The organism is Proluteimonas luteida (assembly GCF_021191695.1).
Lineage (GTDB): Bacteria > Pseudomonadota > Gammaproteobacteria > Xanthomonadales > Xanthomonadaceae > Luteimonas > Luteimonas luteida.
Genome location: NZ_JAIWPT010000006.1, coordinates 92,194 through 117,050, shown reverse-complemented (window position 1 = coordinate 117,050; position 24,857 = coordinate 92,194). Strand labels below are relative to the sequence as shown.

At 70.1% G+C, this 24,857-nt stretch carries 22 protein-coding genes; 2 read left to right on the top strand and 20 right to left on the bottom strand.

What is annotated here, in order from left to right; translation table 11 throughout:
• Positions 1-10: 10 nt before the first annotated feature.
• From ntrC to LDO26_RS07090, 19 genes are all read right to left on the bottom strand, one after another.
• The gene (gene ntrC, locus LDO26_RS07180) at positions 11-1,435 is read right to left on the bottom strand and encodes a nitrogen regulation protein NR(I) (RefSeq protein ID WP_232130400.1); all 1,425 of its coding nucleotides are present in this window, start codon (positions 1,433-1,435) and stop codon (positions 11-13) included.
• Positions 1,432-2,529, bottom strand: coding sequence for a two-component system sensor histidine kinase NtrB (locus LDO26_RS07175; RefSeq protein WP_232130399.1), 1,098 nt, complete (start codon positions 2,527-2,529; stop codon positions 1,432-1,434). The genes ntrC and LDO26_RS07175 overlap by 4 nt, the downstream gene beginning before the upstream one ends.
• A 22-nt stretch (positions 2,530-2,551) precedes the next feature.
• Positions 2,552-3,406, bottom strand: coding sequence for a fumarylacetoacetate hydrolase family protein (locus tag LDO26_RS07170; protein ID WP_232130398.1), 855 nt, complete (start codon positions 3,404-3,406; stop codon positions 2,552-2,554).
• A 68-nt stretch (positions 3,407-3,474) separates the two neighbouring features.
• Positions 3,475-4,935 carry an alginate export family protein gene (locus tag LDO26_RS07165; RefSeq protein ID WP_232130397.1) on the bottom strand — a complete coding sequence of 487 codons (1,461 nt, stop codon included), beginning with the start codon at positions 4,933-4,935 and terminating at the stop codon, positions 3,475-3,477.
• A 206-nt stretch (positions 4,936-5,141) separates the two neighbouring features.
• Positions 5,142-6,197, bottom strand: coding sequence for a 4-hydroxy-2-oxovalerate aldolase (gene dmpG, locus LDO26_RS07160; protein WP_232130396.1), 1,056 nt, complete (start codon positions 6,195-6,197; stop codon positions 5,142-5,144).
• An 11-nt stretch (positions 6,198-6,208) separates the two neighbouring features.
• Positions 6,209-7,150 carry an acetaldehyde dehydrogenase (acetylating) gene (locus tag LDO26_RS07155; RefSeq protein ID WP_232130395.1) on the bottom strand — a complete coding sequence of 314 codons (942 nt, stop codon included), beginning with the start codon at positions 7,148-7,150 and terminating at the stop codon, positions 6,209-6,211.
• A gap of 13 nt (positions 7,151-7,163) precedes the next feature.
• Positions 7,164-7,964 carry a 2-keto-4-pentenoate hydratase gene (locus LDO26_RS07150; RefSeq protein WP_305068821.1) on the bottom strand — a complete coding sequence of 267 codons (801 nt, stop codon included), beginning with the start codon at positions 7,962-7,964 and terminating at the stop codon, positions 7,164-7,166.
• Entirely contained in the window at positions 7,961-8,827 is an 867-nt protein-coding gene (locus tag LDO26_RS07145; RefSeq protein WP_232130394.1) for an alpha/beta fold hydrolase, read from the bottom strand. The genes LDO26_RS07150 and LDO26_RS07145 overlap by 4 nt, the downstream gene beginning before the upstream one ends.
• A gap of 102 nt (positions 8,828-8,929) precedes the next feature.
• A complete protein-coding gene (locus LDO26_RS07140) occupies positions 8,930-9,589 on the bottom strand; it encodes a TetR/AcrR family transcriptional regulator (protein ID WP_232130393.1) in 660 nt (219 codons plus the stop codon).
• Between the two features lie 111 nt (positions 9,590-9,700).
• Positions 9,701-10,432: a class II aldolase/adducin family protein gene (locus tag LDO26_RS07135; protein ID WP_232130392.1), complete on the bottom strand. Its 732-nt coding sequence runs from the start codon at positions 10,430-10,432 to the stop codon at positions 9,701-9,703.
• Positions 10,429-10,767: a non-heme iron oxygenase ferredoxin subunit gene (locus LDO26_RS07130; RefSeq protein WP_232130391.1), complete on the bottom strand. Its 339-nt coding sequence runs from the start codon at positions 10,765-10,767 to the stop codon at positions 10,429-10,431. Before LDO26_RS07130 ends, LDO26_RS07135 begins: the two co-directional genes overlap by 4 nt.
• Positions 10,768-10,777: 10 nt before the next feature.
• Positions 10,778-11,545 carry an SDR family oxidoreductase gene (locus LDO26_RS07125; RefSeq protein ID WP_232130390.1) on the bottom strand — a complete coding sequence of 256 codons (768 nt, stop codon included), beginning with the start codon at positions 11,543-11,545 and terminating at the stop codon, positions 10,778-10,780.
• Positions 11,542-12,486, bottom strand: a complete 945-nt coding sequence (locus LDO26_RS07120) for a VOC family protein (protein ID WP_232130389.1) — start codon at positions 12,484-12,486, stop codon at positions 11,542-11,544. The genes LDO26_RS07125 and LDO26_RS07120 overlap by 4 nt, the downstream gene beginning before the upstream one ends.
• A 28-nt stretch (positions 12,487-12,514) precedes the next feature.
• The gene (locus LDO26_RS07115; RefSeq protein WP_232130388.1) at positions 12,515-13,057 is read right to left on the bottom strand and encodes an aromatic-ring-hydroxylating dioxygenase subunit beta; all 543 of its coding nucleotides are present in this window, start codon (positions 13,055-13,057) and stop codon (positions 12,515-12,517) included.
• 14 nt (positions 13,058-13,071) lie between these two features.
• Positions 13,072-14,391: an aromatic ring-hydroxylating oxygenase subunit alpha gene (locus tag LDO26_RS07110; RefSeq protein WP_232130387.1), complete on the bottom strand. Its 1,320-nt coding sequence runs from the start codon at positions 14,389-14,391 to the stop codon at positions 13,072-13,074.
• A 37-nt stretch (positions 14,392-14,428) separates the two neighbouring features.
• Positions 14,429-15,637, bottom strand: coding sequence for an NAD(P)/FAD-dependent oxidoreductase (locus LDO26_RS07105; RefSeq protein ID WP_232130386.1), 1,209 nt, complete (start codon positions 15,635-15,637; stop codon positions 14,429-14,431).
• Positions 15,638-15,800: 163 nt separating this feature from the next.
• Positions 15,801-17,489, bottom strand: a complete 1,689-nt coding sequence (locus LDO26_RS07100) for an FAD-dependent monooxygenase (protein ID WP_232130385.1) — start codon at positions 17,487-17,489, stop codon at positions 15,801-15,803.
• Positions 17,486-18,718 carry an FAD-dependent monooxygenase gene (locus LDO26_RS07095; RefSeq protein ID WP_232130384.1) on the bottom strand — a complete coding sequence of 411 codons (1,233 nt, stop codon included), beginning with the start codon at positions 18,716-18,718 and terminating at the stop codon, positions 17,486-17,488. The genes LDO26_RS07100 and LDO26_RS07095 overlap by 4 nt, the downstream gene beginning before the upstream one ends.
• The gene (locus LDO26_RS07090; protein ID WP_232130383.1) at positions 18,699-20,084 is read right to left on the bottom strand and encodes an MFS transporter; all 1,386 of its coding nucleotides are present in this window, start codon (positions 20,082-20,084) and stop codon (positions 18,699-18,701) included. Before LDO26_RS07090 ends, LDO26_RS07095 begins: the two co-directional genes overlap by 20 nt.
• Before the next feature lie 520 nt (positions 20,085-20,604).
• Between LDO26_RS07090 and LDO26_RS07085 the strand changes: the two genes are divergently transcribed.
• The gene (locus LDO26_RS07085) at positions 20,605-21,531 is read left to right on the top strand and encodes an AEC family transporter (RefSeq protein ID WP_232130382.1); all 927 of its coding nucleotides are present in this window, start codon (positions 20,605-20,607) and stop codon (positions 21,529-21,531) included.
• Between the two features lie 285 nt (positions 21,532-21,816).
• On the top strand, positions 21,817-23,994 hold the full coding sequence (locus LDO26_RS07080; protein ID WP_232130381.1) for a glycoside hydrolase family 3 N-terminal domain-containing protein: 2,178 nt from the start codon (positions 21,817-21,819) through the stop codon (positions 23,992-23,994).
• A gap of 92 nt (positions 23,995-24,086) precedes the next feature.
• On the opposite strand, the gene LDO26_RS07075 is transcribed toward LDO26_RS07080, so the two are convergent.
• The gene (locus tag LDO26_RS07075; protein WP_232130380.1) at positions 24,087-24,833 is read right to left on the bottom strand and encodes an N-acetylmuramoyl-L-alanine amidase; all 747 of its coding nucleotides are present in this window, start codon (positions 24,831-24,833) and stop codon (positions 24,087-24,089) included.
• Positions 24,834-24,857 lie beyond the last annotated feature (24 nt).

Here is a 24,857-nt window from a genome sequence, read left to right as displayed (position 1 = left end):
GGCGCGCCGCTCACGGCCGCCGCCGCCGCGCGCCGAGCTTGCGGGTCAGGGTGTTGCGGCCGACGCCCAGGCGCGTGGCCGCCTCGGCGCGGCGGCCGCCGGTATGGCGCAACGCGGTCTCGAGCAGCGCGCGGTCCATGCGCGCGCGCGCGGCGGCGTGGATGTCCTCGTCGCCCGCCTGCAGGCGCGCATCGGCCCAGGCGCGGAGGGCGATGTCCCAGTCCTCCGGCGCCGGCGCGTCGGACGGCGCCCGGCCCGCGAGCAGGCCATCGAGGTCCTGCGCGGCGACCCGGTCGGTCGGCGCCAGCGCCGCCAGCCGCCAGCACAGGTTCTGCAGTTCGCGGACGTTGCCGGGCCAGTCGTGGTCGAGCATGCGTTGCAGCGCGGCGCGGGTCAGCCGCTTGGGCGGCGCATCGAGTTTCGCGGCAGCGGCCTGCAGGAAGCGCTCGGCCAGCTGCGGCACGTCCTCGCGACGGTCGCGCAGCGGCGGCAGGCGCAGGCGCACGACGTCGAGGCGATGCAGCAGGTCGGCGCGGAAGCGGCCCTCGGCGACCAGCGCCTCGACGTCCTGGTGGGTCGCGGCGATGACCCGCACGTCGACCCGGATCAGCTCGCGGCCACCGACCCGGAAGAACTCGTCCTCGGCCAGCACGCGCAGCAGCCGGGTCTGCAGCGAGGCCGGCATGTCGCCGATCTCGTCGAGGAACAGGGTGCCGCCGTTGGCCTGCTCGAAGCGGCCGACGTAGCGGCGCGTGGCGCCGGTGAACGCGCCGGCCTCGTGGCCGAACAGTTCGCTCTCCAGCAGCTCGGCCGGAATCGCGGCGGTGTTGAGGGCGACGAACGGCTGGCGCGCGCGCGGCGACTCGCGGTGCAGCGCACGTGCGACCAGTTCCTTGCCGGTGCCGGTCTCGCCGGTGACCAGCACCGACACCGGCGCCTGCGCCAGCCGGCCGATCGCGCGGAACAGCTGGCGCATCGCCGGCGCATCGCCGAGCAGCGCGTCGCCGTCGCCGGCCGCGGCCACGTCGTCGCCCGCGGCCGGCTCGGCCTCGCGCTGGCCGAGCACGCGCGCGGCCAGCGCGATCGCCTCGTCGAGGTCGAACGGTTTGGACAGAAACTCCTGCGCACCGCCGCGGAACGCACTCGCGGTGCTGGCGACGTCGGTATAGGCCGACATCACCACGACCGGCAGCTGCGGGTGGCGCTGCTTCAGCGCATCGAGCAGCTGCAGGCCGCTGTCGCCGGGCATGCGCACGTCGGTGAACAGCAGCGCCGGCGGCGGCCGGGTCGTCAACGCGTCGAGCACCGGCTGCGCGGCGTCGAAGCTGGCCACGTCGTAGCCGGCCTCGCTGAGCGCGGTGGCCAGCACGAAGCGCACCGCGCGATCGTCGTCGACGACCCAGACCTTCTGCGCCGGGGGGGCGGCGGAGTTCATCGTGCGGTCTCCGCGGGCACGGCCGCCGGCGCCGCATCGTCTTCGTCTTCCGCCGGGAACGGCAGCTGCAGGGTGAACACCGTATGTCCGCTGCGCGAGCGGTAGACCAGCGCGCCGCGGTGCTCGCGCGCGACCTGCTGCGCCATCGCCAGGCCCAGGCCGCTGCCGTCCGGACGGCCGGACACCAGCGGCAGGAAGATCTGCTCGACCATGTCCTCGGGCACGCCGCGGCCGTCGTCGACGACCTCCAGCCGCAGCACCATCGCGTGGATCTGGTCGCCGATGCGCACCTGCACCGCCGCGCGGGTGCGCAGGGTGACGTTGGCCGCGCCGGCCTGGATCGCGTTGCGCACGAGGTTCCAGATCGCCTGCACCAGCCGGTCGGCGTCGCCCGGCAGTTCCGGCAGGCTGGGGTCGTAGTCGCGGATCATGCGCACCGCCCAGCCGGCGTCGGCCTCGGCCAGCCGCAATACCTGCTCGAGCACGACATGGATGTTCAGCGACCGGTGCGGCTGCGGCGGCTGCGGCGACAGCAACTGGTCGACCAGCGCGCCGAGGCGGTCGACCTCGGTCTCGACCAGCGCCACCAGCTCGCGCGAATCGGCGTCGCCGACCCGGCGCGCCAGCAGCTGCGCGGCGCCCTTGAGCCCCGCCATCGGGTTGCGCAGCTCGTGGGCCAGCCCGCGGAACGCGGCCGACAGCGCCAGCGGCATCGCCTGGGTCGGGTCGGCACCGGGGAATTCGTCGACCGGATGCGCCTCCAGCAGCACATGGTCGCCGTCACGCGACAGCCAGGCATCGGCGAACCGCGGCTCGCCGCCGAGGAACGCCAGCGCCAGGCGGCGGATCCGCAGCGGCGTGTCGGCGGCATCGCCGAAGTACCGCAGCGCGTGCCGCAGCGCCTCGCCGTCGACTTCCAGCGCCGCCAGCGGCTGCTCCAGCAGGCGCTTGCGGCTGACCCCGAGCCAGCGCGCGAACGCCAGGTTGCAGTCGGCCACGCGCCCGTCCAGGCGCGCCCAGACCAGTGGCGTGGTCAGGCCATCGAAGGAGCGGGCGAGCGCGGTGCTGTCGAACATTGCACCAATGTAGTGCATTTCGGGTGCCGCGCTTCGCCTTTCATTCCTCGCCAGAGACCGGATTCTCGATCGATCCGATGCCGTCGATCTCGCAGCGCACCCGCTGACCGGGGCGCAGCCAGCGTGGCGGACGTTCGGCGACACCGACACCGCCCGGCGTTCCGGTGAACAGCAGATCGCCGGCCTGCAGCGTCATCGCCTGGCTCAGGTGGGCCAGCTGCGCCCAGATATCGAATACGAGGCGGCCCGTGTTCGACGACTGGCGCAGTTCGCCATCCACCCGGCAACGGATGTCGAGCGAATGCGGATCCGGCAGTTCGTCGGCGGTCACGATCCACGGGCCGATCGGCGCATGCCCGTCGAACGACTTGCCCACGACCCATTGCGTGGTCCTGAGCTGCCAGTCGCGCACCGACACGTCATTGCCGACGCAGTAGCCGAACACGCGCGACGGCGCCTCCTCGCAGCTGATGTGGCGCCCGCCGCGGCCGATGACGGCGACCAGTTCCACTTCGTGGTCGAGCTGGGTCGACACCTTCGGCACCTGCACCGGATCGAACGGGCCGTTGACGGCGTTGGGCATCTTGGCGAACCACAGCGGTTCCGCAGGCACCTGCATGCCGGTCTCGGCGATGTGGTCGGCATAGTTCAGGCCGATCGCCAGGATCTTCGATGGCGCCGCGACCGGCGCCAGCAGACGCACCGCGGACAACGCGACCGCGCTGCCGCTGCGTGCGCGGGCCTCGACCGGCGCGCGCAGCGACGGCCACCCGGCGATCAGCCGGGACATGTCGCCGTCCGGCGCCAGTCCGGCATCGAGCGGCACGATGCCGTCTTCGCGCACCACACCGATCGCGGCCGGGGCGCCGTCGTGGATGAAACGTGCGAGTTTCATGGAGGTTGCTCCTGTACGGTCGCGCGGACCGCAGCTGCATGGGACGCGGCCGCCGTTGTCCGGCTTCCTCAGAATCTGTACTGGGCCCAGAAGCCGACATAGTTGGTGCTCTCGCCGCCGGCCGCGACCAGCGCATCGCCGGCGCGGATGTGCGAGCCGTAGAGATGCATGTTGAAGTTGCGGTTGACCTGCCAGTCGGCCTGCAGGTCGACGCTGGTCGCCACATGCCGGTCGCGGGTCGGCACGCTGGCCAGCGGCCGGCCGGTGCCGCCGTAGTAGATGTCGTCGGCGGTGCTTTCGCGCCATAGGCCGGTGACCCCGGCGCTGGCGCGGATGCGGTCGGTGAACTGGAAACTGACCGTCGGCGCGATGTTGATCAGGTTCATGAAGACGAACACGCCCGCATCGTTGTGCAGCGCGGTCCGCGGGAACGGTGCCTCGAACGTGCCGAGCCTGCCGCGGCCCGGATCGTCGTCGCCGCTGAAGGCGTTGAACCGCGCGCCCAGCCTCGGCGCGAACCTGGCATCGCTGAAGGTGTAGCCGGCATTGCTGATGATGCCCCAGGCGCGGATATCCTCGCCGGCGAACGTGCCGGTCTGGATCACGCCTTCGAGGTCGTAGTCCCAGTTGCCGGGCCTGCCGAACACGCGCGCGCCGAAGCTGCGCCTGCGCTGCGGACCGACCAGGCCGGGAAACGCGACCTGGTCGTGGCCGACGTTGTAGTGGTACAGGTCCCAGCCGCTGCCCTTGCCGGTGGGGCGGCTGAAGTACACGCCACTGAAGTCGCGCGAACTGTCGGGACTGTCGTCGAAACTGCCGCGCTCGACCTTGGTCGGCCGGGTCGCGAACACATTGACGCTGCTTCCAGCCGCGGTGGTGAACATCGCCTGCAGGCCGTCGTAGGTGTAGCGCACCGCGGTGCCGTCGCGGGTGCCGACCATGATGCCGTTGCCCAGCGGCATCACGAACCGGCCCGGACGCAGCGTCAGGCGGTTGCCGTCGCCGACGGCGAAGCTCGCGTCGACGAAGGCCTGCTGGATGTCGACGGCGTCGAAGTTGCTCGGCGTCGGAAACTCGGCGCCGAACTCCCAGTTGTCGCCGAGTTCGAGGAAGGCGCGGAAGTTGCGGCCCACGTGCAGGTCGCCGTACAGCCGCACGCGCTGCTGGATCGAGTCGTTTCGGTCGTCCGGGCGGATGCCCAGGGTGACATGCTCCCAGTACTGCGCGTAGTAGCGCAGCTCGCCCCCGACGGTCAGGTAGGTCGCCGGGTCCCGGCCAAGCGGGATGTAGCTGAGCTTCTCCCAGCCGGCACCGCTGCGCTTGGCGGGATCGGCGAGATAGCTGTAGTCGTTGAGCCACGGGATCATGTGGACCAGCGGTGCCGGCGGCGGTTCGGATACCGGCGCGATGGCGACCTCGGCATTGGCCGGCGGTGGATCGGCAGCGGCCGTTGCCCCGCTGGCCAGGGCGAGCAGCAACGCGGCGGACAGACGTGACGACGTGGCGTGGATCGGGCTTTTTTTCGGCATGACGTTCCCCTCGGTCCCGGGCTGCGGGTCCGTTCGTTTGGTCCGGAATGGGCCGCACGTGGGGGAGGCGGCGGAATGGCGTTGCAGCGGGCAGTCAGCTGCTGTCTGTGGCTCGGGTCATGGTGTCGGCCTCGCTTCGGGGCCGAACGCGGCCCGGTGGCTGGGAGACGGGGCCGACGCACATGCCGGCCTCCGCGCGAATCCGGTCACGGTGCGGCGACTGCGGCCGGCGTGGCGATGGGCGCCGTGTTGCGCAACAGGTCCAGCGCAACGTCGACGATCATGTCCTCCTGGCCGCCGACCATGCGTCGTCGTCCCAGCTCGACCAGGATGTCGAAGGCACTGAGGCCATACTTCGCCGCGGCCGCCTCGGTGTGGCGGAGGAAGCTCGAGTAGACGCCCGCGTAGCCGAGCGCGAGCGTCTCGCGGTCGACGCGCACCGGACGTTCCTGCAGCGGGCGCACGATGTCCTCGGCGGCGTCGATCAGCGCGCGCACGTCACAGCCGTGGTCGAGGCCGAGGCGGTCGGCGGCGGCAATGAACACCTCCAATGGCGCATTGCCGGCGCCGGCGCCCATGCCGGTCAGGCTGGCGTCGATGCGGTCGCAGCCGTGCTCGAGCGCGACCAGCGAATTGGCCACGCCCAGCGACAGGTTGTGGTGCGCGTGCATGCCGGTCTGCGTCGTCGGGTCGAGCGCGTCCTTGAGCGCCTTGAAGCGGTCGGCGACGTCGTACATGTTCATCGCGCCGCCCGAATCGACGACGTAGACGCATTGCGCGCCGTAGGACTCCATCTTCTTCGCCTCGGCGGCCAGCGCCTGCGGCGTGGTCATGTGGCTCATCATCAGGAAGCCGACCGTGTCCATGCCCAGCCTGCGGGCGTGCTCGATGTGCTGGCGCGAGATGTCGGCCTCGGTGCAGTGCGTGGCCACGCGCACCACGCTGGCGCCGGCGGCATGCGCAGCGTCCAGGTCGTGCACGGTGCCAATGCCCGGCAGCAGCAGCGTGGCGATCCTGGCCCGCTTGACCACCGATGCGGCGCATTCGATCCATTCCAGGTCGGTGTGCGCGCCGAAGCCGTAGTTGAAGCTCGAGCCCTGCAGACCGTCGCCGTGCGCGACCTCGATGCTGTCGACGCCAGCGGCATCGAGCGCGGCGGCGATCCGCGCCACGTCGTCGATACCGTACTGGTGGCGGATGGCATGCATGCCGTCGCGCAGGGTCACGTCGGAAACGTGGATCTTCTTGCCCAGGTCGAACATGCGCACCTCCGTCATGCCGCCAGGGCCCGGCCGGCGGCGATCCGCTCGGCCGTGGCCAGCGCGGCGCTGGTCATGATGTCGAGATTGCCGGCGTAGCTCGGCAGGTAGTGACCGGCGCCCTCGACCTCGAGGAAGATCGAGACCTTGAGCCGGCCGGCGGTCGGCGCCTGGGGTTCCTGCGGCATGCGGCCTTCGAAGGTATCGAACTGCACCGCTTGCTTGAGCCGGTAGCCGGGCACGTAGCCGGCGACCTCGGCGGCCATGCGCGCGACCGAGTCGGCGATCGCATCACGGTCGGCGTCGGCGGCGACCAGGCAGTAGACGGTGTCGCGCATGATCAGCGGCGGCTCGGCCGGATTGAGCACGATGATTGCCTTGCCGCGGCGCGCGCCGCCGACGCGGACGATCGCGTTCGATGTGGTCTCGGTGAACTCGTCGATGTTGGCGCGGGTGCCCGGCCCCGCCGAGCGGCTGGCGATGCTGGCGACGATCTCGGCGTACTCGACCGGTGCCGCGCGCGCGACCGCGTGCACCATCGGGATCGTCGCCTGGCCGCCGCAGGTGACCATGTTGAGGTTCGGTGCGTCCAGATGCTGGTCGAGGTTGACCGCCGGCACCACGAACGGGCCGAGCGCCGCGGGCGTCAGGTCGATCAGGCGCACGCCGTGCGGCCGCAGCTTTTCCTCGTGATGCGCATGCGCACCGGCGCTGGTGGCGTCGAACACGATCCCGATCGTGCCGAAGTCCGGATGCGCGAGCAGTCCGTCGATGCCGTCGGAGACCGTCGGCACGCCGAGCCGCGCGGCCCGCGCGAGGCCGTCGGACCCGGGATCGATGCCGACGAAGGCCCCCATGCGCAGGTGCCGCGCCTGGCGCAGGATCTTGATCATCAGGTCGGTGCCGATGTTGCCCGATCCGATGATCGCCACCGCGGTCGTGTCGTTGTCGTCCATATCGCCGTTCCCTTCAGTCGAAGATCGCGCGTACCGGCGCGAAGCCGTCGATGTACGCGGTGTAGGTCTGGCCGGCCTGCACCGCGGCCATCGGGCCGAGCGCGCCGGTCAGCACGATGTCGCCGGCGCGCAGCGGAGTGCCGGTGCGCACCAGGGTGTCGGCCAGCCAGCGCGCGGCGTTGAGCGGGTTGCCCAGGCACGCTGCACCGCGGCCTTCCGAGACCAGCGCGTCGCCGCAGGTCATGCGCATCGCCGCGCCGGCCAGGTCGAGCCGCGACAGCGCTACCGGCCTGGTCCCGAGCACGAACAGTGCCGAGGAGGCGTTGTCGGCGACGGTATCCTCGAAGCGGATGTCCCAGCCGGCGATGCGGCTGTCGACGATCTCGATCGCCGCCAGCGCATAGGCGGTCGCGCCGACCAGGTCGGCCACGGTGTGGCGCTCGTGCGCGAGATCGCGCTCGAGCACCAGCGCGATCTCGGCCTCGGCCTTGGGCTGCAGCAGGCGGCCGGTGTCGATCGGTTCGCCGTCGACCACCGCCATATCGTCGAGCAGGGTGCCGAAGTCCGGGCGGTCGACACCCAGCTGCGCCTGTACCGCCGGCGAGGTCAGGCCGATCTTGCGCCCGACCACGCGGCGGCCGGCCTGCAGCCGGCGCGCGATGTTGACCTGCTGCACCGCGTAGGCGCGCGCGGCCTTCGCGTCCGTGTCCAGGCCTTCGAACGCCGCGCGCAGCGGCGCGCACGGCGCGCGCTGTGCCTGCGCCTGCCACAGGCGCCCGGCGAGCGTGTCGTCGTCTTGGGCGGCGGCGCTCATTCGATCCGGCCGGTCTTGAAGAAGCGGGTGGCGACGCCGTTGAACTCGTCGATCGCCTCGTACTGCGGCCAGTGCGCGGCATTGCCGTTCATGAAGTACAGCAGGCTGCCAGGCACCTGGGCCTGCGCCGACCTGACCGACTCGGTGTCGTGGATCGGATTGTCGCGGGTCCACAGGAACAGCGTGCCCGGCGGCAACTTTTCCAACGGGATCAGATGGTCGTCGTGGTGCTCGATGATGCCGTTGAGTTTCGGCAGCACCGCACGGCTGTCGGGACGCAGGTAGATGCCCAGGCGCAGGTCGACCAGTTCGTCGTCCACCAGGTGGCGGTTGTCGGGATGCATCAGCCAGTGCATCCGCGCCTGCACCGATTCGTAGGTCGGGGTGTTGTCGATGTTGCGCCTGTTGAGTCCGATGAAGGTCTGCAGGTCCTGTCGGCCCTTGTCGGTGACGATCGGAATGCCGCCGGCGGTGTTGAGCATCAGCCGCCGGACCCGGTTCGGATTGGCGGCTGCGAAATGCGCACTGACCCAGCCGCCGAGCGATTCGCCCGACAGGTGCGCCCGGTCGATGTCCAGCGCGTCCATCAGCTCGCCGAGCTGCTCGGCCAGCAGGACCGGGGTGTACTCCCGCACCGGCTTGTCCGACAGACCATGGCCGACGTAGTCGAAGGCGACGACATGGAAGTCCTTCGACAGCGGGACCAGGTTCTTGGCGTAGGCCTCCAGGTGGCCGTTGAGGCCGTGCTGGAAGATGATCGTCTCGGCATTGCCCCTGCCGGCCTCGGCGACGCGGATGCGGCCGAAGCTTGTGGTGTCGACGAAGCGGATCTCGGTGCCGAGCATGTCAAGCCAAAGACTCATGGGTGCCTCCGTGGGAGAAAAACGGGAACGGCGACGCCACCCGGCGCGGAGCGCAGGTGGATGTCGTCGGAAAAGGGGTCGTCGCCGCCGCGACGGCGTCGGTCAGCCCGGACGGACGCCCGCCGGCAGGACAGCCTCGATCTGCTGCCGCGCGAGCCGGCGCCACTGTGCGATCGAGAAGCGGACGTACTCCGGGTCGTTGCGCAGGAAGCGCCGCATCACCATGCCGCGGAACACGCTCTGGGTCAGGTACAGCACGGTCCTGGCGGTCTCCTCGGGCAGCCCCCAGGCGAGCAACGCTTGCAACCAGGCGGCCTCGACCGGCAGGCGATGCTTGCGCGACACCTTCTGGATCTCGCGCCGCAGTTCCGGCTCGTGCTCGCCGAGGCTGAGCATCGTCACCGAGATCGAGAAGGCCGGTCCCAGATAGAACTTCTCCGAGTCGCGCATCAGCGCCTCGAACACGTCGCCGTCCGCCGCCAGCGCATCGATCAACTTCATGCTGCGGGTGTAGGACGCCTCGTACAGTCGCTGCACCGCTGCGATGACCAGGCTTTCCTTGGTCGGGAAATGATGCGTCTGCGCGCCCTTGGAGACCTGCGCCGCCTGCGCGACCTCGTTGACCCGGAACCCGGCGTAGCCCTTGCGGCTCAGTTCGCCGACGGCGGCATCGAGGATCCGGTTGCGCATCTCCTCGCGGCGCTCGGCCTGTGTTCGCCGGATCCTTGGCCCGGGTCGGGCCGATGTCTTGGGGATTGCCATCGCATCCTGCTTGTACGCGAGAAAACCCGGCAACGGTACTCCGCCCGCCGCGCGGGCCGCAATACGGCTCCATCCATGTCGTTGTCGCGTAGGTCGCGGCAGTGTGCAGGCTCATCGCGAACCCCAGACCGGTGCCGGGAAGGTCGGGTCGGATTCCAGCGCCTCGGCGTCGCTTCCGGCCATGTAGTCCCACAACCGCTCGAACACGCGCCCGGACGCGACCTGCCGCAGGCCGATCTCGTCCTGGCCGAGCGCCGCGGCATCGAGCGCATCGCCGGCCGCGATCGAGCGCACGCGTTGCTCCATCCGCGCCGCGTCCTCCAGGCACCAGGCGAAACCAGCCGCCATCTCGATGCTGCCGCCGACGGTCACCGCGCCGTTGGCGCGCATCACCAGCGCCGGCGCATCGTCCAGGTGGGCAGCCAGGTCCGCGGCGAGTCCGTCGTCGCGCAGCAGCCGCGGATCCTCCCAGAAGCGGCAGGCGGCGTTGAACGCGCCGACGCCATGCCGCGGCCGCGGCACGATGCGCAGCGTCGACAGCGCCACCGTCGCCGGCGGCATGACCCGGCAGACGCCGCCGACGTCGGGACGCCGCCGATAGATCTGCTGGTGGATGCGCACCTCACCGAGCACGCCCTCCGGCAGCGGACCGTCGACATGCACGACCGTACCGGGTTCACCGACCGCGATCCTGCCCATCGGGCGCGCAGCGCAGACCAGGAAGCGGCTGTCGTCGATGCGCGCGCTGCAGTGCCCCCAGGCCTGCACCAAGCCATGCCGCGCGAGCGCGCGGCCGGCGACGCGGACGCGGCGTTGGAGACTCCCGGGCACGTCGGCGCTCATGCGTCGCAGGCCGCGGGGTCGATGCACACACGCCCGTTCTCGATCCTCACCGGCCACACCCGAAGCGGAATCTCGCAGGGCATCGCGGTGGCCTCGCCGGTACGCACGTCGAACTTGCCGAAATGCCAGCTGCATTCCACTTCATGACCGTCGAGCATGCCGTCCTCCGACAGCGAAGCCTCGCCATGCGAGCAGATGTCGTCGGTGACGAAGAACTCGCCACCGATGTTGTAGATGGCCAGCGGATGCCCATCGGGCAGTTCGCCGCGACGGATCTCGCCGTCGGCGACGTCGTCCGTTGCGCACAGGTCCAGCGGCGCGGTGGTCGTGTTCATGCGCGGGTCCTCACAGCATCGTGCTGCCGCCGTTGACGCTGATCACCTGGCCGGTGACGAACGCCGCTTCGGGCAGGGCGAGATAGGCGACCATCGAGGCGACTTCGTCGACCTCGCCGGCGCGGCCGAGCGGGATCACGTCGAGGAAGCGCGCGGCGCGCTCGGGATCGCAGCGGACCAGCGCCTCGGTGGCGATCGCGCACGGCGCCACCGTGTTGACGGTGATCCCGTCGCGCGCGAACTCGCGCGCCAGTCCCGTGGTCATGCCATGCACGCCGCCCTTGGCGGCGTTGTAGGCCGCGTGGTCGACCAGCCCGTTGCGCACCGAATCGGCGCCGACGTTGACGACCCGCCCGTAGCCTGCCGCGACCATGTCCGGAATGAACACGCGGCAGCACCAGATCGCGGTCCACAGGTTGCGGTCGACCGTCGCCTTCAGCGTTTCCGGGGTATGCGCCAGGAACGGCAGGATCACACCGCCACCGGCGCAGTTGACGAGGATCGAAACCGCGCCGAGCGCCTGCACCGCGCGCGCATGCATCGCCTGCGCCTCCGCTTCCAGCGACAGGTCGCCGGCATGCGCGACGATCCCCGCGCCCGGATGCGCCTCGCGCAGTTCCGCGGCCGCGGCTTCGATCCGGTCGCGATCGAGATCGGCGACCAGCACCGCGGCCCCCAGGCGCAGCAGGCGACGGGCGATCGCCAGCCCGATGCCGTGCGCGGCACCGGTGACGACCGCAACCCGGCCGGCAAGGGGAGCGGCGTCGGCTTGGCTCACGCCATCACCTGCCGGTCGGGATGCGCTTCGATTTGCGCCGCCGTCGACTCGCCCTCGATCGGACCGCTGCAGCCGAACAGCGCGTCCGGGACCGCGCCCCAGGTGTCGAGCGACTCGGGGACCGGTTCGAGCCAGCGCGGTTCGCGCGCGCCCTCTTCCGGAAACTCCTCCATGCCGAAGCTGTATTCCAGGGTCATGCCGTCGGGATCGAGGAAATACAGGAACACGCTGTTGGACGGGGGATGCCGGCCCGGCCCATAGACGATCTTCACGTCATGCTTCTTGAGGCGATAGAGGGCGCGTCCGACATCGTCGATGTCAGTGACCATGAAGTTGACATGGTGGAAATGGCTGACGCCAGACGGCCCGACCGCGAAGGTGTGATGGAACGGATTGGGATGGCAGCGCATGAAGGCGATGCGGCCCTCGATGTGGTCGGAGATGCGGAACCCGAAGTCGCGCACCAGGGCATCCCGGCTTTCCGGGAACCCGGCGCTGCCGATCACCACATGGCCGATACGGGCGATGTCGGCCACGGTCGCGGTATAGCCGCGCGCCATGAACGTGGCCCCGACGAACAGCTCGAACAGCAATCCGCTGTGCCGTTCGCGGACCCGGAATCCCGGCCCCTGTCGCAGCAGTCTGGTTTCGGTCGCGTCGATCCGCACCGGCGCCATGTCCAGTGCCTGGAAGTGCGCGAACGCAGCCTCCACGTCGCGCTCGGATTCCAGTTCGAACGCCACGCGCTTGAGTCCGCGCTCCGGCGCCTGGTACAGCACGATGTTGTGATGGTCGCGACTGCAGCGCAGGAACGCGATCCCGTCTTTCTGCTCGACCACGTCGAGACCCACGACGTCGCGATAGAACGGCACCGAACGCGCGAGATCGGTGACATTGAGCGCTGCATAGGCCAGCTTGCTGTAGCGGAAGGGCACTTTCATTGCGTTGCCTCGGAGGAAGAGGGCGGGTTCAGAGCAGGATGCTGACGCGCCCGTGGGGGCGCAGGTTTTCCAGGTCGAGGAAGACGCGCTTCTCGACGATGCGCAGCTGTCCGTCGACACGCCGCAGCCGGTAGTGGTGACTGCCGACGAAGCTGTCGCTGGTGCCGAACTTGATGCGCCAGGTCACGAACGCGGCCGCGACCCGGATCTCGTGCTCGTCGGCCGAGAGGATGCGGACGTTGCCGATCAGGTGCCGGGTACGCGAGCGCGGGTACTCCGAGTGCGCGGTCTTCTTGAGCAGGCGGATCACCCGCTCGCGCAGGCGCACCGCATCGTCGGCGATGTAGAACAGGCTGTCGTCGGAACTCGCGTCGCGCGGCAGGTCGGCCGACGGCACGTAGTAGCTCGCATCCTCCGTGAACAACGCCAGCCAGGCGTGCAGTTCCCAGGTGTCGAGCAGCTCGGCCTCGTGGTAGAGCAGGTCCTCGACCTCCGCGCGGGTGACGTACGGGGCGAAATCCTGCGACGAGGGAATGCGCTCGGAAGAGGTGTCTTTCAGTACGGCGTTCATCAGTCCTCGCTCCTTCAGGCCGCGGCGCTGGTGGCGACAGGAGCGGGCCGCGGCGGCGAGACGGCATCGGGCGCCGGCCCGGGCGTGCCGACGCGTGCATTCCACTGCGACCAGAACGCGCGCATCTGCAGTTCGTCGTCGTAGTTGGGCATGGCCTTGCCCATGCCCTTGGAGATGTCGCTCCACGGCACCTGGCGATGATTGCGGAACCCGTTCTGGCACGACTCCAGCGCCTCGACGTCGTCGGGCGTGGCGAAGCCGCCAGGACCGAGGAACTCGAGGAAGTTGCGCAGCCGGTACTTGCGCGCCCAGTCCGATTCCTCATTGGGCGCCAGCGACCAGCCGTTGATCAGCATGTAGTCGGGCGACTGCGGATAGAACGTCCGCACCGTGACCGCCATGATGTCGTTGATGACCAGATTCGGGAAGATCAGGATGTTGCGGTTCTTGTGCGCGATGCGATCGGCCATGTCCTCGCCGTGGCGCTCGACCAGCTCGGCATGCAGCCGCTCGATCTCGGCCTTGCCGTCCTCGCCGAACAGCGGGACCCACGAGGCGATCGGCCGGCCCCACGGCGCGCGGTACTCGAGTACCGCATGGCCGTTGCCCAGGTCGCGGCTGTGGCCCTCGAACGGCGTGCCGCCGAGCGCACCGTTGGTGTTCTTCAGGTAATCGAGGTAGCTGGCGTGGGTGCTGACCGCGTGGTAGCCGTCGACGCTGTTCTCCACCAGCAGCTTCCAGTTCGCACGGATCGCGTATTCCTGCGAGCCCTTCGAGATCGCCATGCCGCTGCCGGAATGGCGCGAGACGATGTCCAGGTACTCCTTCGCGCCGGCGAGGTAGTCGGGCAACGGCTCGATGTCGGGATCGAAGCTGACGAAACAAAAGCCGGCGTAGCTGTCGAAGCGCGGCACCGGGACCAGGTTGCCGGCGCCACTGGCGGCGAAGCCCTCGGGGTAGCTCTCCTTGCCTGGCTGGCTCTTGAGGTTGCCGTCGCAGCCGAACACCCAGCCGTGGTAGAAGCACTGGAACGCCTTGGCATTGCCCGAAGGGTCGCGGCACACGGTCGCGCCGCGGTGCGGGCAGGTGTTGAAGAACGCATTGACCGTGCGGTCGGTGCCCATCGTCACCAGCAGGTTGCGGCGCGCGATGGTGCGGGTGACGAAATCGCCGGGCTTGCGGAATTCCGACTCGTGGCCGACGTAGAGCCAGCAGCGGTCGAAGATCGCATCGTACTCGCGCTGAAGCACCGGCTCGCTGACGAACGCCTCGCGCGCGACCCGGAAGATCTGCCTGTCCTCGTCGATCTCGACCAGCCTGTTTGCGTCGCTCATGTCGCTTGACTCCTCGTGGCTTCGACCACGCTGCCGTTCAGGCCGCGCAGTCACGTAGTGGGATGGCGGGATCGGCCAACCGTTGCGGTTCCACCTGCTGGCGCTGGCGCACCCAGCGGCGCGCCAGCGCCATGTCCTTCGGGGCGTTGACCGTGGCGCATCCGGTCACGCGTCCGGCGTCGTCGAGCCGGAACACACTGAACGCGTCGCCGTCGGCATCGCCGCGCACCACCGTGCGACCGGTCGTCGCGTCGCCGACCACTTGCAGGTTGGTCTGGCCCTGGTCGGACCAGAACCAGGTCGGCGCGGCATACGGCACCGGTTCGGCGACCAGGTTGCGGGCAACCGTGATCGCCTGGTCCTGCGCGTTGGCCCAGGTCTCGATGCGGCCATGGCGGCCGCCGACCGGCTGCGAGGCGATGTCCCCGATCGCATGGATGCCGGGTACCGCGGTGCGTCCGAAGGCATCGACGCGGATGCCCGCGGCGTCGGCGATGCCCAGGTGCGCGAACGGTTCGACGTTGGGCAACACGCCGATGCCGACGAGCACGCGCGCCGCCGGCACGCGGCTGCCGTCGGACAGCCGCAGCGTGCCGTCGTCCTCGAGCGCCTCGGCCTGGAGGCCGTAGCGGATGTCGACGCCGCGTGCGCGGTGCGTGCGGTCGAGAAAACGCGAAACCAGCGGATCGACGCCACGCTGCATCAGGCGTTCGCCGGCCTCGACCAGCGTGACCGCGACGCCCCGCGCGCGCGCCGCGGCGGCCACTTCCAGGCCGATCACGCCGCCGCCGACGATCGCCAGCGGATGGCCGGCGTCGAGGTCGGCACGCAACGCTTCGGCGTCACCGATGCTGCGCAGGTAGCGCACGCGCGGCGATGCGTGCAGCGCCGGCGGCAGCGGGCGCGGGCGCACGCCAGTGGCGATCAGCAGATGGCCGTAGGGCAGGCGGCGGCCGTCGTCGAGTTGTACTTCGCGGCGCGCGGCGTCGACGTGGCGCACGCGCACGCCCAGGTGCAGGTCGATGCCGTCGCGCGCATAGGCCTCGGTCTCGCGCATGCAGCGCGCACCCGCGCAACCTGGACGCAGCATGTCCTTCGACAGCTGCGGCCGCTCGTAGGGGGCATGCGGCTCCTCGCCGACGATCGCGATCGGGCCGGCATGGCCGGTGCGGCGCAGTTCGGCTGCGGCGTTGGCCGCGGCCTGTCCGGCGCCGACGATCACGATGTGTCCGATCTGCTGGGTCATTGCGACGATGCCTCGTCCTGCCTTGCCAATCAATCATTCGTTCCAACAAACAAACCGACCAATCTGTCTGTTTATTCGATGGGCCATGTTTGCCGCGTCCGCATGTCGTGTCAACCACAATCGATGCTGCGCCGCAGCAGTGCGCGGCCGTCGCGGCGATGCGTCAGGCGGGCACGGCGCCGCTCTCGTGCAGCGCTGCGCCACCCCCTGCCTCGGAACGGCGGTCGCACGCGTGACCCGTGGCGATATCGGCGAGATCCGGCGGCGCGTCCGACAGCCGTGCACCGCGCCAGACCACATGCAGGTCCGGTCGCAGCAACAGAAGCGGGGCGCCGTAGACCTCGACCAGCTCCGGTGCCTCCACCGCGATCACTTCGAGCGGCGCACCGATCCGCGCGAACGCCGCGCGCAGCGCATCCGCATGCGGCGCTCCCGTCAGGGCGAGCAGCGTGTAGCCCGTTCCGTGCAGGTCGAAGACCGCACGACCGTCGGGCAGCCAGGCATGCGGCAGCCGAGCGCCCGGCTGCGCGCTCGGCACGTAGCGCACGCGATCCCACGGCGGCGGCGCGCCGGGCTCGCTGGCGACGATCGGCGAGCCGGCGTAGTGATAGCCGAGTTCGGCGCCGACCATGTCGTGCACGCGCCGCTGTTCGGCCTGGGCCAGCGGCGCGAGCGCCGCGCGCGCGGCCTCGCCTTCGGCGCCGGGCAGGAAGACCGCCGGGGTCGCCGCGGCACGCCAGCGCACCGGGCCCTGCGCGGCCCAGCCGGAGGCGTCGCGGTTGAACAGGCCGACCCGCCGGCGCTCGAATTCGTAGCTGTCGAGCAGCATCGGCCCGCCCCAGCCCTGCACGGTCGCGGCGAGTTTCCAGGCCAGGTCGGCGACGTCGCCGACCGCGGTGTTCATGCCCAGTCCGCCTGTCGGGATCACCAGGTGCACCGCATCGCCGGCGAGGAACACGCGGCGGTCGCGATAGCGCTCGGCGACCAGCAGGTGCAGGTCCCACTCGTTGACGCGCAGCACTTCCAGGTCGTAGTCGCCGGGAATGTAGCGGCGGATCACCGGCACGAAATCAGTGTCGGCCGGCAGGTCGGTATGCAGGCTGAAGTCGGTACGGTTGCCCTGCACGACGACGATCGCGCCGTCGGCCAGGTAGTAATGCCGCCCCTTGCCGATCGGGATGCGCGCGTACAGGGTCTCGGAGCGGAACTGGACCTGGCTCATGTGCTTGAGCCGGCCCTGTCCCTCCAGGCGGATGCCGAGCGACTTGCGCACGAAACTGCTGCCGCCGTCGCAGCCGACCAGGAACCGCGCGCGATGGCGGCGCACGCGGCCGTCGGCGTCGCGGGTCTCGACCTCGACACCATCGGCATCCTGCGCGAACCCGACCGTCTCTTCGCCGAAACGGACATCGACCCGCGGCAGCGCCTCGGCCGTGGCCTTGAGCACCGGCTCGAGCGCGTATTGCGAGACCAGCTGATACGGTTCCAGTGGCGCACTGCCGTCGCGGGTCGCCGCGATCCGCGCACGCTCCTCGCCCACGGTCGGATAGCGCAGCCGGGCGATCGGGGTCGCCAGGTCGACCGCGGTGAACACGTCCATCGAGGTATCGGCGTCGTAGCCGACCGCCCGGATCGTCTCGGCCAGGCCGAGCCGCCGATAGATCTCCATCGAGCGCGCATTGGTACGCTCCATCTTCGGCCACGGGCCCGGCGCCGCATTGCGCTCGAGCAGCAGCGTGCGGATGCCGCGTTGCCCGAGATCGATCGCGAGCGTCAGTCCGGCCGGACCCGCGCCGGAAACGATCACGTCCCAGGGGCCGCCCTGCGACGGCTTGCCGGCAACGCCGCTCATGCGGCCGCCACCAGCGAAGGCGTCTGCAGCCGGTGTCCGATCATGAACTGCCGGCGCGACAGCGCCGCATCGACGGCCACCGCGCGCAGGCGCTGCAGGTCGCGCTCGAGGCGCCCGGGATCGTCGGAGTGGAACACCAGCCGCTTGGTCTCGACCGACGACGGCGAGGCCACCTCCTCGAACACGCGCTTGCGGTCCTCGGCATATCGGTCGAGCACCGTGTCGGGGGCACGCCCCTGCAGCACCGCGGCCAGCGCCCCGGACAGCACCTGCGAATCCAGGATGCCCGAGACCAGCCCGAATCCGTTGGTCGGGTTGGTGACGTGCGCGGCATCGCCGGCGAGCAGCACGCGGCCGACACGCAGCCGGTCGGCGACGCGCTGGTGCATGTTGTAGGCCGAATGCAGAACCAGCTCGTAGGGCATGCCGGCCGGCAGCACGCGGGCGTAGTAGGCGTGGATGCGCTCGACGACGCCGTCGAGCGGCAGCGTCGCGTCCTCGCTGAAGGTCACGCGCCAGATGCCCGAGCGGGTGACCTTGGCGATGACCGCGCCGTCGGCCGGATCGACGAGATGGTTGCACGGGTCCCAGCCATGGGCCTCGAGGTCGCAGACCACGTTGGTGGCGACGAAGCGCTGCGGCCAGGTCATGCCCTCGAACCGCACGCCGATCGACTTGCGCACGCGGCTGCGGCCGCCATCGGCGCCGACGACCCAGTGCGCGCGGCGGCGGACCGCGACGCCCTCGTGCTCGGCCTCGACCGTGACCCCGTCGGCGTCCTGCGCCAGCCCGGTCACCGTGGTGTTCCAGTCGATGCGCACGTTCGGCATGCGCGCGAGATGCCGCAGCACGATCGCCTCGAGCTGGTCCTGCCCCAGCACCACCGCGTAGGGGTGCGCGGTATGTCCCTCCATCGCACCGATGTCGAGCCGGATCACCTCGCCGGTGGCCAGGATCCGGTAGCACATCTGGTGCAGCTTGAACCCCTCGGCGATCATGTCGTCGAGCAGCCCGAGGCGCTGCATGCCCTCGTGCACGGTCCAGTGATAGGTCATCGCCCGGGGTTCCGGCACGATGCCCGCGTTGGCTTCGAGGATCCTCACCCCGATCCCGGCCCGTGCCAGGCCCAGTGCGGTGATCATGCCGACCGGTCCCGCGCCAACGATGATCACCTCGCCGGTTTCGGTCGTTGCGCCCTGCTGTCCGCGCTCAGCGCTCGACGATGGCATCGGCCGTCCCCTTGTTCCCGGCATTCGCCACGCCCGACACGGGGCGCATACCCGCCTCGTGAAGACCGGTCCCCACGGTTTCCTTCAGCAGCAGCACCGCGATCGTCGCAAGGACCGCGATGATCGCCATCATCGCGCTCAGGCCGACGCTGCCATGGGCTGCCAGGATCGGCGCGGCGAGAATCGGCGGGATTGCGCCGGCGGCAACGGCGCCGAGGTTGAACGACACTCCGGTTCCCGTGGAGCGATAGGCGGTGCGGAACGTCTCGGGCAGCAACGCGGTGGTCGGACCGCAGGCCAGGCCCACCAGGATCAGGGTCACCGACGTGGCTACGCCGACAAGGTAGATGTTGCCGGTGTCGACCAGCGGGAACAGGCAGAACGCCCAGATCACCGCGGCGCCGTTGGTCCAGCCCATGACGGTGCGGCGCCCCACCTTGTCGGCCAGCACCGCGCCGATGACCGTGGCGATGATGTTGAACACCACGCCGACGAGGTTGACCGCCAGCATCGCGTTGCGGGAGAAACCGAGCGTCGTCGTCCCGTAGTTCGTCAGGTACACCGCGCCGAGATAGAAGAACGCCATCCACATCATCGTCGAGCCGGCGGCCAGCAGCACCTCCCGCCACTGGTGGCGGAACAGCTCGACCAGCGGCATCTTCGCGGCCTGGATCTTGTCGGCGCGCGCCATCGCCTCGCGGAAGATCGGCGTTTCCGCGATTCCCAGCCGCACGTACAGACCGACGCCCACCAGCACCACGCTGAACAGGAACGGCACGCGCCAGCCCCAGCTCTCGAACGTCTCGGTGCTCATGAAGAATCCGGTCACCAGGAACGTCAGCGTCGCCAGCAGCAGGCCCGAGCATGTGCCGAGCGTCGGCGACAGGGCGTAGATCGCACGCTTGTCCTTGGGCGCGTACTCGCCGACGAACAACGCGGCGCTGGCCCATTCGCCGCCGACCGCCAGTCCCTGCGCGAACCGGAAGACGATCAGCAGGATTGGCGCCCAGATGCCGATCGCCGACCCCGGCGGTAACAGGCCGATCGCCACCGTCGCCACGCCCATCAGCACCAGCGTCGCGACCAGCGTGGTCTTGCGGCCGGTCCTGTCGCCGATGTACCCGAACAGGATGCCGCCCAGCGGCCGGGCGACGAACGCGACCGCGAACGTCGCGAACGAGGCGGTGACGCCCGCGGCCGCACCGAGTTCGGGAAAGAAGATCTTGGGGAAGACGAGGGCGGCCGCCATGCCGTAGATGAAGAAGTCGTAGTACTCCACGGTCGTGCCGAGCCAGCCGGCGACGAGAACGCGCTTCAGGCTCTTGTCCTTGCCGGTGTCGGTATCGGTGACAGGTTGTGCTGACATCTTGCTGGTCCCCCTGGATGGGCCGCGTGGGCCGTGTTGGGTATGGGCTGGCTGGATCGGGTGGGTCTGCGCGGGTCACCCGGATCGCGGGCGCGGCATTGCGTTCACTGGCCGCGGTGCGATGACGTGGACGGCGTGGTCGGCGGTATCAATGGAACCATGAGGCGACACTGGCGGCCCGACGTCCGGGCACCGCTGTGCAGCCATGAAAAATCGTTTCGTCATACCTGCACCTCGCGACGGGCGTATCCCTGCTGGGGTTGCATCGCCATCGATAAACAAACCGACCATGCTGTCTGTAATATCGGGGCGCGGGAATCCTTGCGCCGGCACGGAGCCACTGTCAACAGAAGCCGGGGACGACATGTGACGCAGCGCAGCACAGACGCACGTCGAATCGGCGGATTCCCTTTCTTTCCCGCGTTCCCCGCCCTTGCTGCAATGCGGCACCCGCGATCGCCCGGTCATCGCGTGCCATGGCTTTCTCCCGGCGTTTTGCGCCGCCCTGCCGAGACGACACATGCTGGTCCTTGACGCCGTGCTACCGGTTTTCCTCCTGATCGCACTGGGCGCGCTGGCGCGCAGGACCTGCCTTCGCGGTGGTGCCGCGGCGACGGAGCTCAATCGCTTCGTGGTCTCGATCGCGCTTCCGGCCCTGCTGTTCTCGATCCTGGCCAATGCCGAATGGACGGCCCTCGCACAACCGCGGCTTGCGCTCGCGCTGGCCGGCACGGCGCTCGCCATCCACCTGCCCGTGGTGATCGTGTCGATGCGGCGTGGCGCGTCGCTTGCCGACGCCAGCATCGATGGCCTGAACGCGTCCTACGCCAACACCGGCTTCATCGGCATTCCGCTGGTGCAGTTGACGCTCGGTGCCGAAGCGCTCCCGGGTGCGGGCCTGTCGGTCGTGATCACGGCATGTGGGCTGTTCGCGCTCGCGCTGCTGTGCATCGAGGCCGATCGTCATCGCGGCAACGGCCTGGGCCGGACGCTCCGGGCGGTGCTGCCCGCGATCCTGCGCAATCCGCTGTTGCTGGCGCCGGCCCTCGGCGCCTTGGTCTCGCTGGCCGGCTGGCGACTGCCGGCGCTGCTCGCCGTGCCGGTGTCGCTGCTGGCCGCCGCTGCCGGACCATGCGCCCTCGTTGCGCTCGGCCTGTTTCTGGCCGATGACGGGCGGACGGACAAGGCACCGGCCGCCGCCTGGACGCTGGGGACAATCAAATTGCTCGTGCAGCCGGCGGTGGCATGGCTGTTCGCGGTGCCCTTGCTGCAGCTGCCGCCGCTGCAGGCGCAGCTGGTGGTGCTGATGGCGCTGCTCCCCACCGGCACCGGCCCGTTCATGCTGGCCGAACGCTATGGCCGGCGGGCCGCGCTGTCCGCGCGCGTCGTGCTGATCACGACGGTCCTGTCACTGGTCACGATTTCGCTTCATCTCGCGTTGCACTGAGCCGGCGTTGCGTCGCGTGCCCGGCTGTTCGACAGCCTCCGGGAGCGTGGACGCAGACGGGCCGGCATCCGTTTTCCTTCGCGCGCCTCGACCCTCGGCGCCGGGATCGGCGCCCGACAGTGCGCCTTGCCACCACACGGGTTCACCCGTACAGACGCGGGCGATGCCAGCTGGCAGCATGCATCGCCTGTCCGGCGCGACGACGGGGCACGCACCCGGATGCGCTCGCTTCCTGCGGCAGGCTCCCTATAATCGCGCGATGTAATCGTTTTCACAGGATGCCAGATGCGTCTCGACGACCGACTCGAAACCCTGCTCGCCGACATGACCGTCGACGAGAAGGTGGGCCAGCTGGGCATCTTCGCCGACATGCTGCGGCCATTCGCGGCCGACGTGAATCCGGAAATGAACGAGTTGAACGCCGGCGAGCTGCGCGAGCGTATCCGCGCCGGCCAGGTCGGTGCGGTGTTCAATGGCGTCGGCGCGGCGCAGGGCCGCGAGGCGCAACGGATCGCGGTCGAGGAGAGCCGGCTCGGCATCCCGCTGCTGATGGGCGCCGACGTGATCCACGGCATGCGCACGGTGTTCCCGATCCCGCTGGGCGAGGCCGCGAGCTTCGAGCCGGTGCTGGCCGAGCGCACCGCGCGCGCCGCGGCGGTCGAGGCCACCGCCTGCGGCCTGCACTGGACCTTCGCGCCGACCCTCGACATCGCCCGCGACCAGCGCTGGGGCCGGGTCGCCGAGGCCGCAGGCGAGGACGTGGTGCTGGGCACCGCGTTCGCCGCGGCCCGCGTGCGCGGCTTCCACGGCGACGACCTGACCGCCGACGACTGCCTGCTGGCCACGCCCAAGCACTTCGTCGGCTACGGCGCGGTCATCGGCGGCCTGGAATACAACAGCGTCGAGATCTCCGAGGGCACGCTGCGCGACGTGCACCTGCCGCCGTTCAAGGCCGCGCTCGACGCCGGCGCGCTGACGGTGATGAGCGCGTTCAACGACATCAACGGCGTGCCGGCCTCGGCCCACGACGAGCTGCTGACCGGCGTGCTGCGCGACGAATGGGGCTTCCGCGGCTTCGTGGTGTCGGACTACACCGCGGATTTCGAACTGGTCGCGCACGGGTTCGCCGGCGACGAGCGCGAGGCGACGAAGTTGTCGTTCACTGCCGGCGTCGACATGAGCATGCAGAGCGGCCTGTACGCCACGCACCTGCCGGACCTGGTCGCCAGCGGCGAGGTGTCGATGGACACGCTCGACGAAGGCGTGCGCCGGGTGCTGGCGGTCAAGCAGGCGATCGGCCTGTTCGACAATCCCTACCGCTCGCTGGATCCCGACGCCGAGGCCGCGCTCGATCCGCAGGCGTTGCACGGCGAGCTGGCGCGCGACGCCGCGCGCCGTTCGATCGTGCTGCTGAAGAACGACGGCGGCGTGCTGCCGCTGCGCAGGTCCGGGCAGAAGATCGCGCTGATCGGTCCGTTCGCGCGCGACCGCGACAACATCGAAGGCTGCTGGACGCTGTTCGGCGACAAGTCGCAGTACGTCAACCTCGAGGACGGCCTGCGCGCCGCGCTCGACGACGGCGGGGCGCTGACCGTCGTCGACGGCAGCGGGTTCGAGGACGCGATCGACGGCGGTATCGAGGCCGCGGTCGGGGCCGCACGGGATGCGGACGTCGTGCTGCTGGCGATCGGCGAGCCGCAGAACTACAGCGGCGAGGCGCAGTCGCGCACCCGGATCGTGGTGCCGCCGGCGCAGCAGGCGCTGGCCGAAGCGGTCGTGGCGACCGGCACGCCGGTCGTCGTGCTGCTGCGCCATGGCCGCGCGCTGGCGCTGCATGGCGCGGTGCGCGATGCGCAGGCGATCCTCGCGACCTGGTTCCTCGGCACCCAGACCGGCAACGCCGTCGCCGATGTGGTGTTCGGCGACTACAACCCGTCGGCGCGCCTGCCGGTCAGTTTCCCGCGCGATTCCGGCCAGCAGCCGCTGTACTACAACCGCCAGCGCACCGGCCGTCCCGAGCTGCCGGACATGCAGGAGTTCAAGAGCCGCTGGCGCGAGATGCCGCACGGCCCGCTGTATCCGTTCGGCCACGGCCTGTCGTACACGCGCTTCGAATACGGTCCGGTCGCACTGTCGGCCGACGCGCTCGACTGGGACGGCGCGCTGACCGTGTCGGCGACGCTGCGCAATGCCGGGGACCGCTTCGGCGAGGAGGTCGTCCAGCTGTACGTCCACGACCGCGTCGCCAGCCGCGTGCGGCCGATCCGCGAGCTCAAGGATTTCCGCAAGGTCGCGTTGGCGCCGGGCGAGGAGACCACGGTGTCATTCGAGCTGCACCGCGACCAGCTCGCCTTCACGACCCGCAGCGGCCAGTTCGCCGCCGAGCCCGGCCTGTTCGACGTGTGGATCGCACCGGACTGCGAATCGGGCGAGGCGGTGCAGTTCACGCTGCGCGGGGCGTAGGTCGGGCCGACGCGCCCGACGGGGCCGTTTCCGGCATTCCGGAGCCACGTGGCATCCCTACGCCTTGGGCATGGCCCCGACCGGCATGCTGGTCAGCGTTCTGCCGGGATCGTCCAGCCCTGCACCAGGGCATGCAGGATGCGCCGGTCCTCGTCGTCGAGGCCGCCATCGGCGACGCCGCGGAAACGCAGCCGGAAGGCGCGCACGGTCGCATCGACGTCGTCGACCGCGTAGCCGAGCAGCCGCAGCGCCTGCACCGCGTCGAAATCCGCCGGTGCGGGTTCGGTGCCGTCCTGCGGCCACACGCCATAGCCGTGCTCGGCCAGGCGCTTCCACGGGAAGTGCACGCCGGGATCGATCTTGCGCGTCGGCGCCATGTCGGAATGGCCGATGAAGTTCTCCGGCGGGATCCCCCAGCGCGTCTTCAGGTCCTCGAGCAGCACCAGCAGGCTGGCGACCAGCGGTTCGCTGAAAGGCTCGCGGCCATTGTTGTCGAGCTCGATGCCGATCGACGCCGAGTTGACGTCGCTGATGCGGCCCCAGCTGCCGCCGCCGGCATGCCAGGCGCGGTCGAGGTCGGACACCAGCTGGTAACGCTCGCCGTCCTTGCCGATCAGGTAATGCGCACTGACGCGGCCGCCGCTGTTGGCGGTGCGCAGCGTGTCGAGGCTCTGCTGGACCGAGCCCTGCTCGGTGTAGTGCAGCACCACCAGCACCGGCCGGCGCGCGTCGTGGTTCGGCGACGGCACCCAGGTGGCCAGCGGGTTGCGCGGCGCGGTGTGCACGCAGGCGCCGAGCAGCAGGCACAGCAGCAGTGGAATCGACAGGCGGATTCGCATGCCGCGCATTGCACCGGGTCCATC

Excerpts from the sequence above, each read along its gene's own strand:
- LDO26_RS07135 (WP_232130392.1), bottom strand. The coding sequence starts at position 10,432 with ATGAGCGCCGACGTGCCCGGGAGTCTCCAACGCCGCGTCCGCGTCGCC.
- LDO26_RS07150 (WP_305068821.1), bottom strand. The coding sequence starts at position 7,964 with ATGAGCGCCGCCGCCCAAGACGACGACACGCTCGCCGGGCGCCTGTGG.
- LDO26_RS07080 (WP_232130381.1), top strand. The coding sequence starts at position 21,817 with ATGCGTCTCGACGACCGACTCGAAACCCTGCTCGCCGACATGACCGTC.
- LDO26_RS07105 (WP_232130386.1), bottom strand. The coding sequence starts at position 15,637 with ATGACCCAGCAGATCGGACACATCGTGATCGTCGGCGCCGGACAGGCC.
- LDO26_RS07155 (WP_232130395.1), bottom strand. The coding sequence starts at position 7,150 with ATGGACGACAACGACACGACCGCGGTGGCGATCATCGGATCGGGCAAC.
- LDO26_RS07115 (WP_232130388.1), bottom strand. The coding sequence starts at position 13,057 with ATGAACGCCGTACTGAAAGACACCTCTTCCGAGCGCATTCCCTCGTCG.
- LDO26_RS07120 (WP_232130389.1), bottom strand. The coding sequence starts at position 12,486 with ATGAAAGTGCCCTTCCGCTACAGCAAGCTGGCCTATGCAGCGCTCAAT.
- LDO26_RS07100 (WP_232130385.1), bottom strand. The coding sequence starts at position 17,489 with ATGAGCGGCGTTGCCGGCAAGCCGTCGCAGGGCGGCCCCTGGGACGTG.
- LDO26_RS07165 (WP_232130397.1), bottom strand. The coding sequence starts at position 4,935 with ATGCCGAAAAAAAGCCCGATCCACGCCACGTCGTCACGTCTGTCCGCC.
- LDO26_RS07130 (WP_232130391.1), bottom strand. The coding sequence starts at position 10,767 with ATGAACACGACCACCGCGCCGCTGGACCTGTGCGCAACGGACGACGTC.
- LDO26_RS07090 (WP_232130383.1), bottom strand. The coding sequence starts at position 20,084 with ATGTCAGCACAACCTGTCACCGATACCGACACCGGCAAGGACAAGAGC.
- LDO26_RS07110 (WP_232130387.1), bottom strand. The coding sequence starts at position 14,391 with ATGAGCGACGCAAACAGGCTGGTCGAGATCGACGAGGACAGGCAGATC.
- dmpG (WP_232130396.1), bottom strand. The coding sequence starts at position 6,197 with ATGTTCGACCTGGGCAAGAAGATCCACGTTTCCGACGTGACCCTGCGC.
- LDO26_RS07170 (WP_232130398.1), bottom strand. The coding sequence starts at position 3,406 with ATGAAACTCGCACGTTTCATCCACGACGGCGCCCCGGCCGCGATCGGT.
- LDO26_RS07085 (WP_232130382.1), top strand. The coding sequence starts at position 20,605 with ATGCTGGTCCTTGACGCCGTGCTACCGGTTTTCCTCCTGATCGCACTG.
- LDO26_RS07145 (WP_232130394.1), bottom strand. The coding sequence starts at position 8,827 with ATGAGTCTTTGGCTTGACATGCTCGGCACCGAGATCCGCTTCGTCGAC.
- LDO26_RS07075 (WP_232130380.1), bottom strand. The coding sequence starts at position 24,833 with ATGCGAATCCGCCTGTCGATTCCACTGCTGCTGTGCCTGCTGCTCGGC.
- LDO26_RS07095 (WP_232130384.1), bottom strand. The coding sequence starts at position 18,718 with ATGCCATCGTCGAGCGCTGAGCGCGGACAGCAGGGCGCAACGACCGAA.
- LDO26_RS07175 (WP_232130399.1), bottom strand. The coding sequence starts at position 2,529 with ATGCACTACATTGGTGCAATGTTCGACAGCACCGCGCTCGCCCGCTCC.
- ntrC (WP_232130400.1), bottom strand. The coding sequence starts at position 1,435 with ATGAACTCCGCCGCCCCCCCGGCGCAGAAGGTCTGGGTCGTCGACGAC.
- LDO26_RS07140 (WP_232130393.1), bottom strand. The coding sequence starts at position 9,589 with ATGGCAATCCCCAAGACATCGGCCCGACCCGGGCCAAGGATCCGGCGA.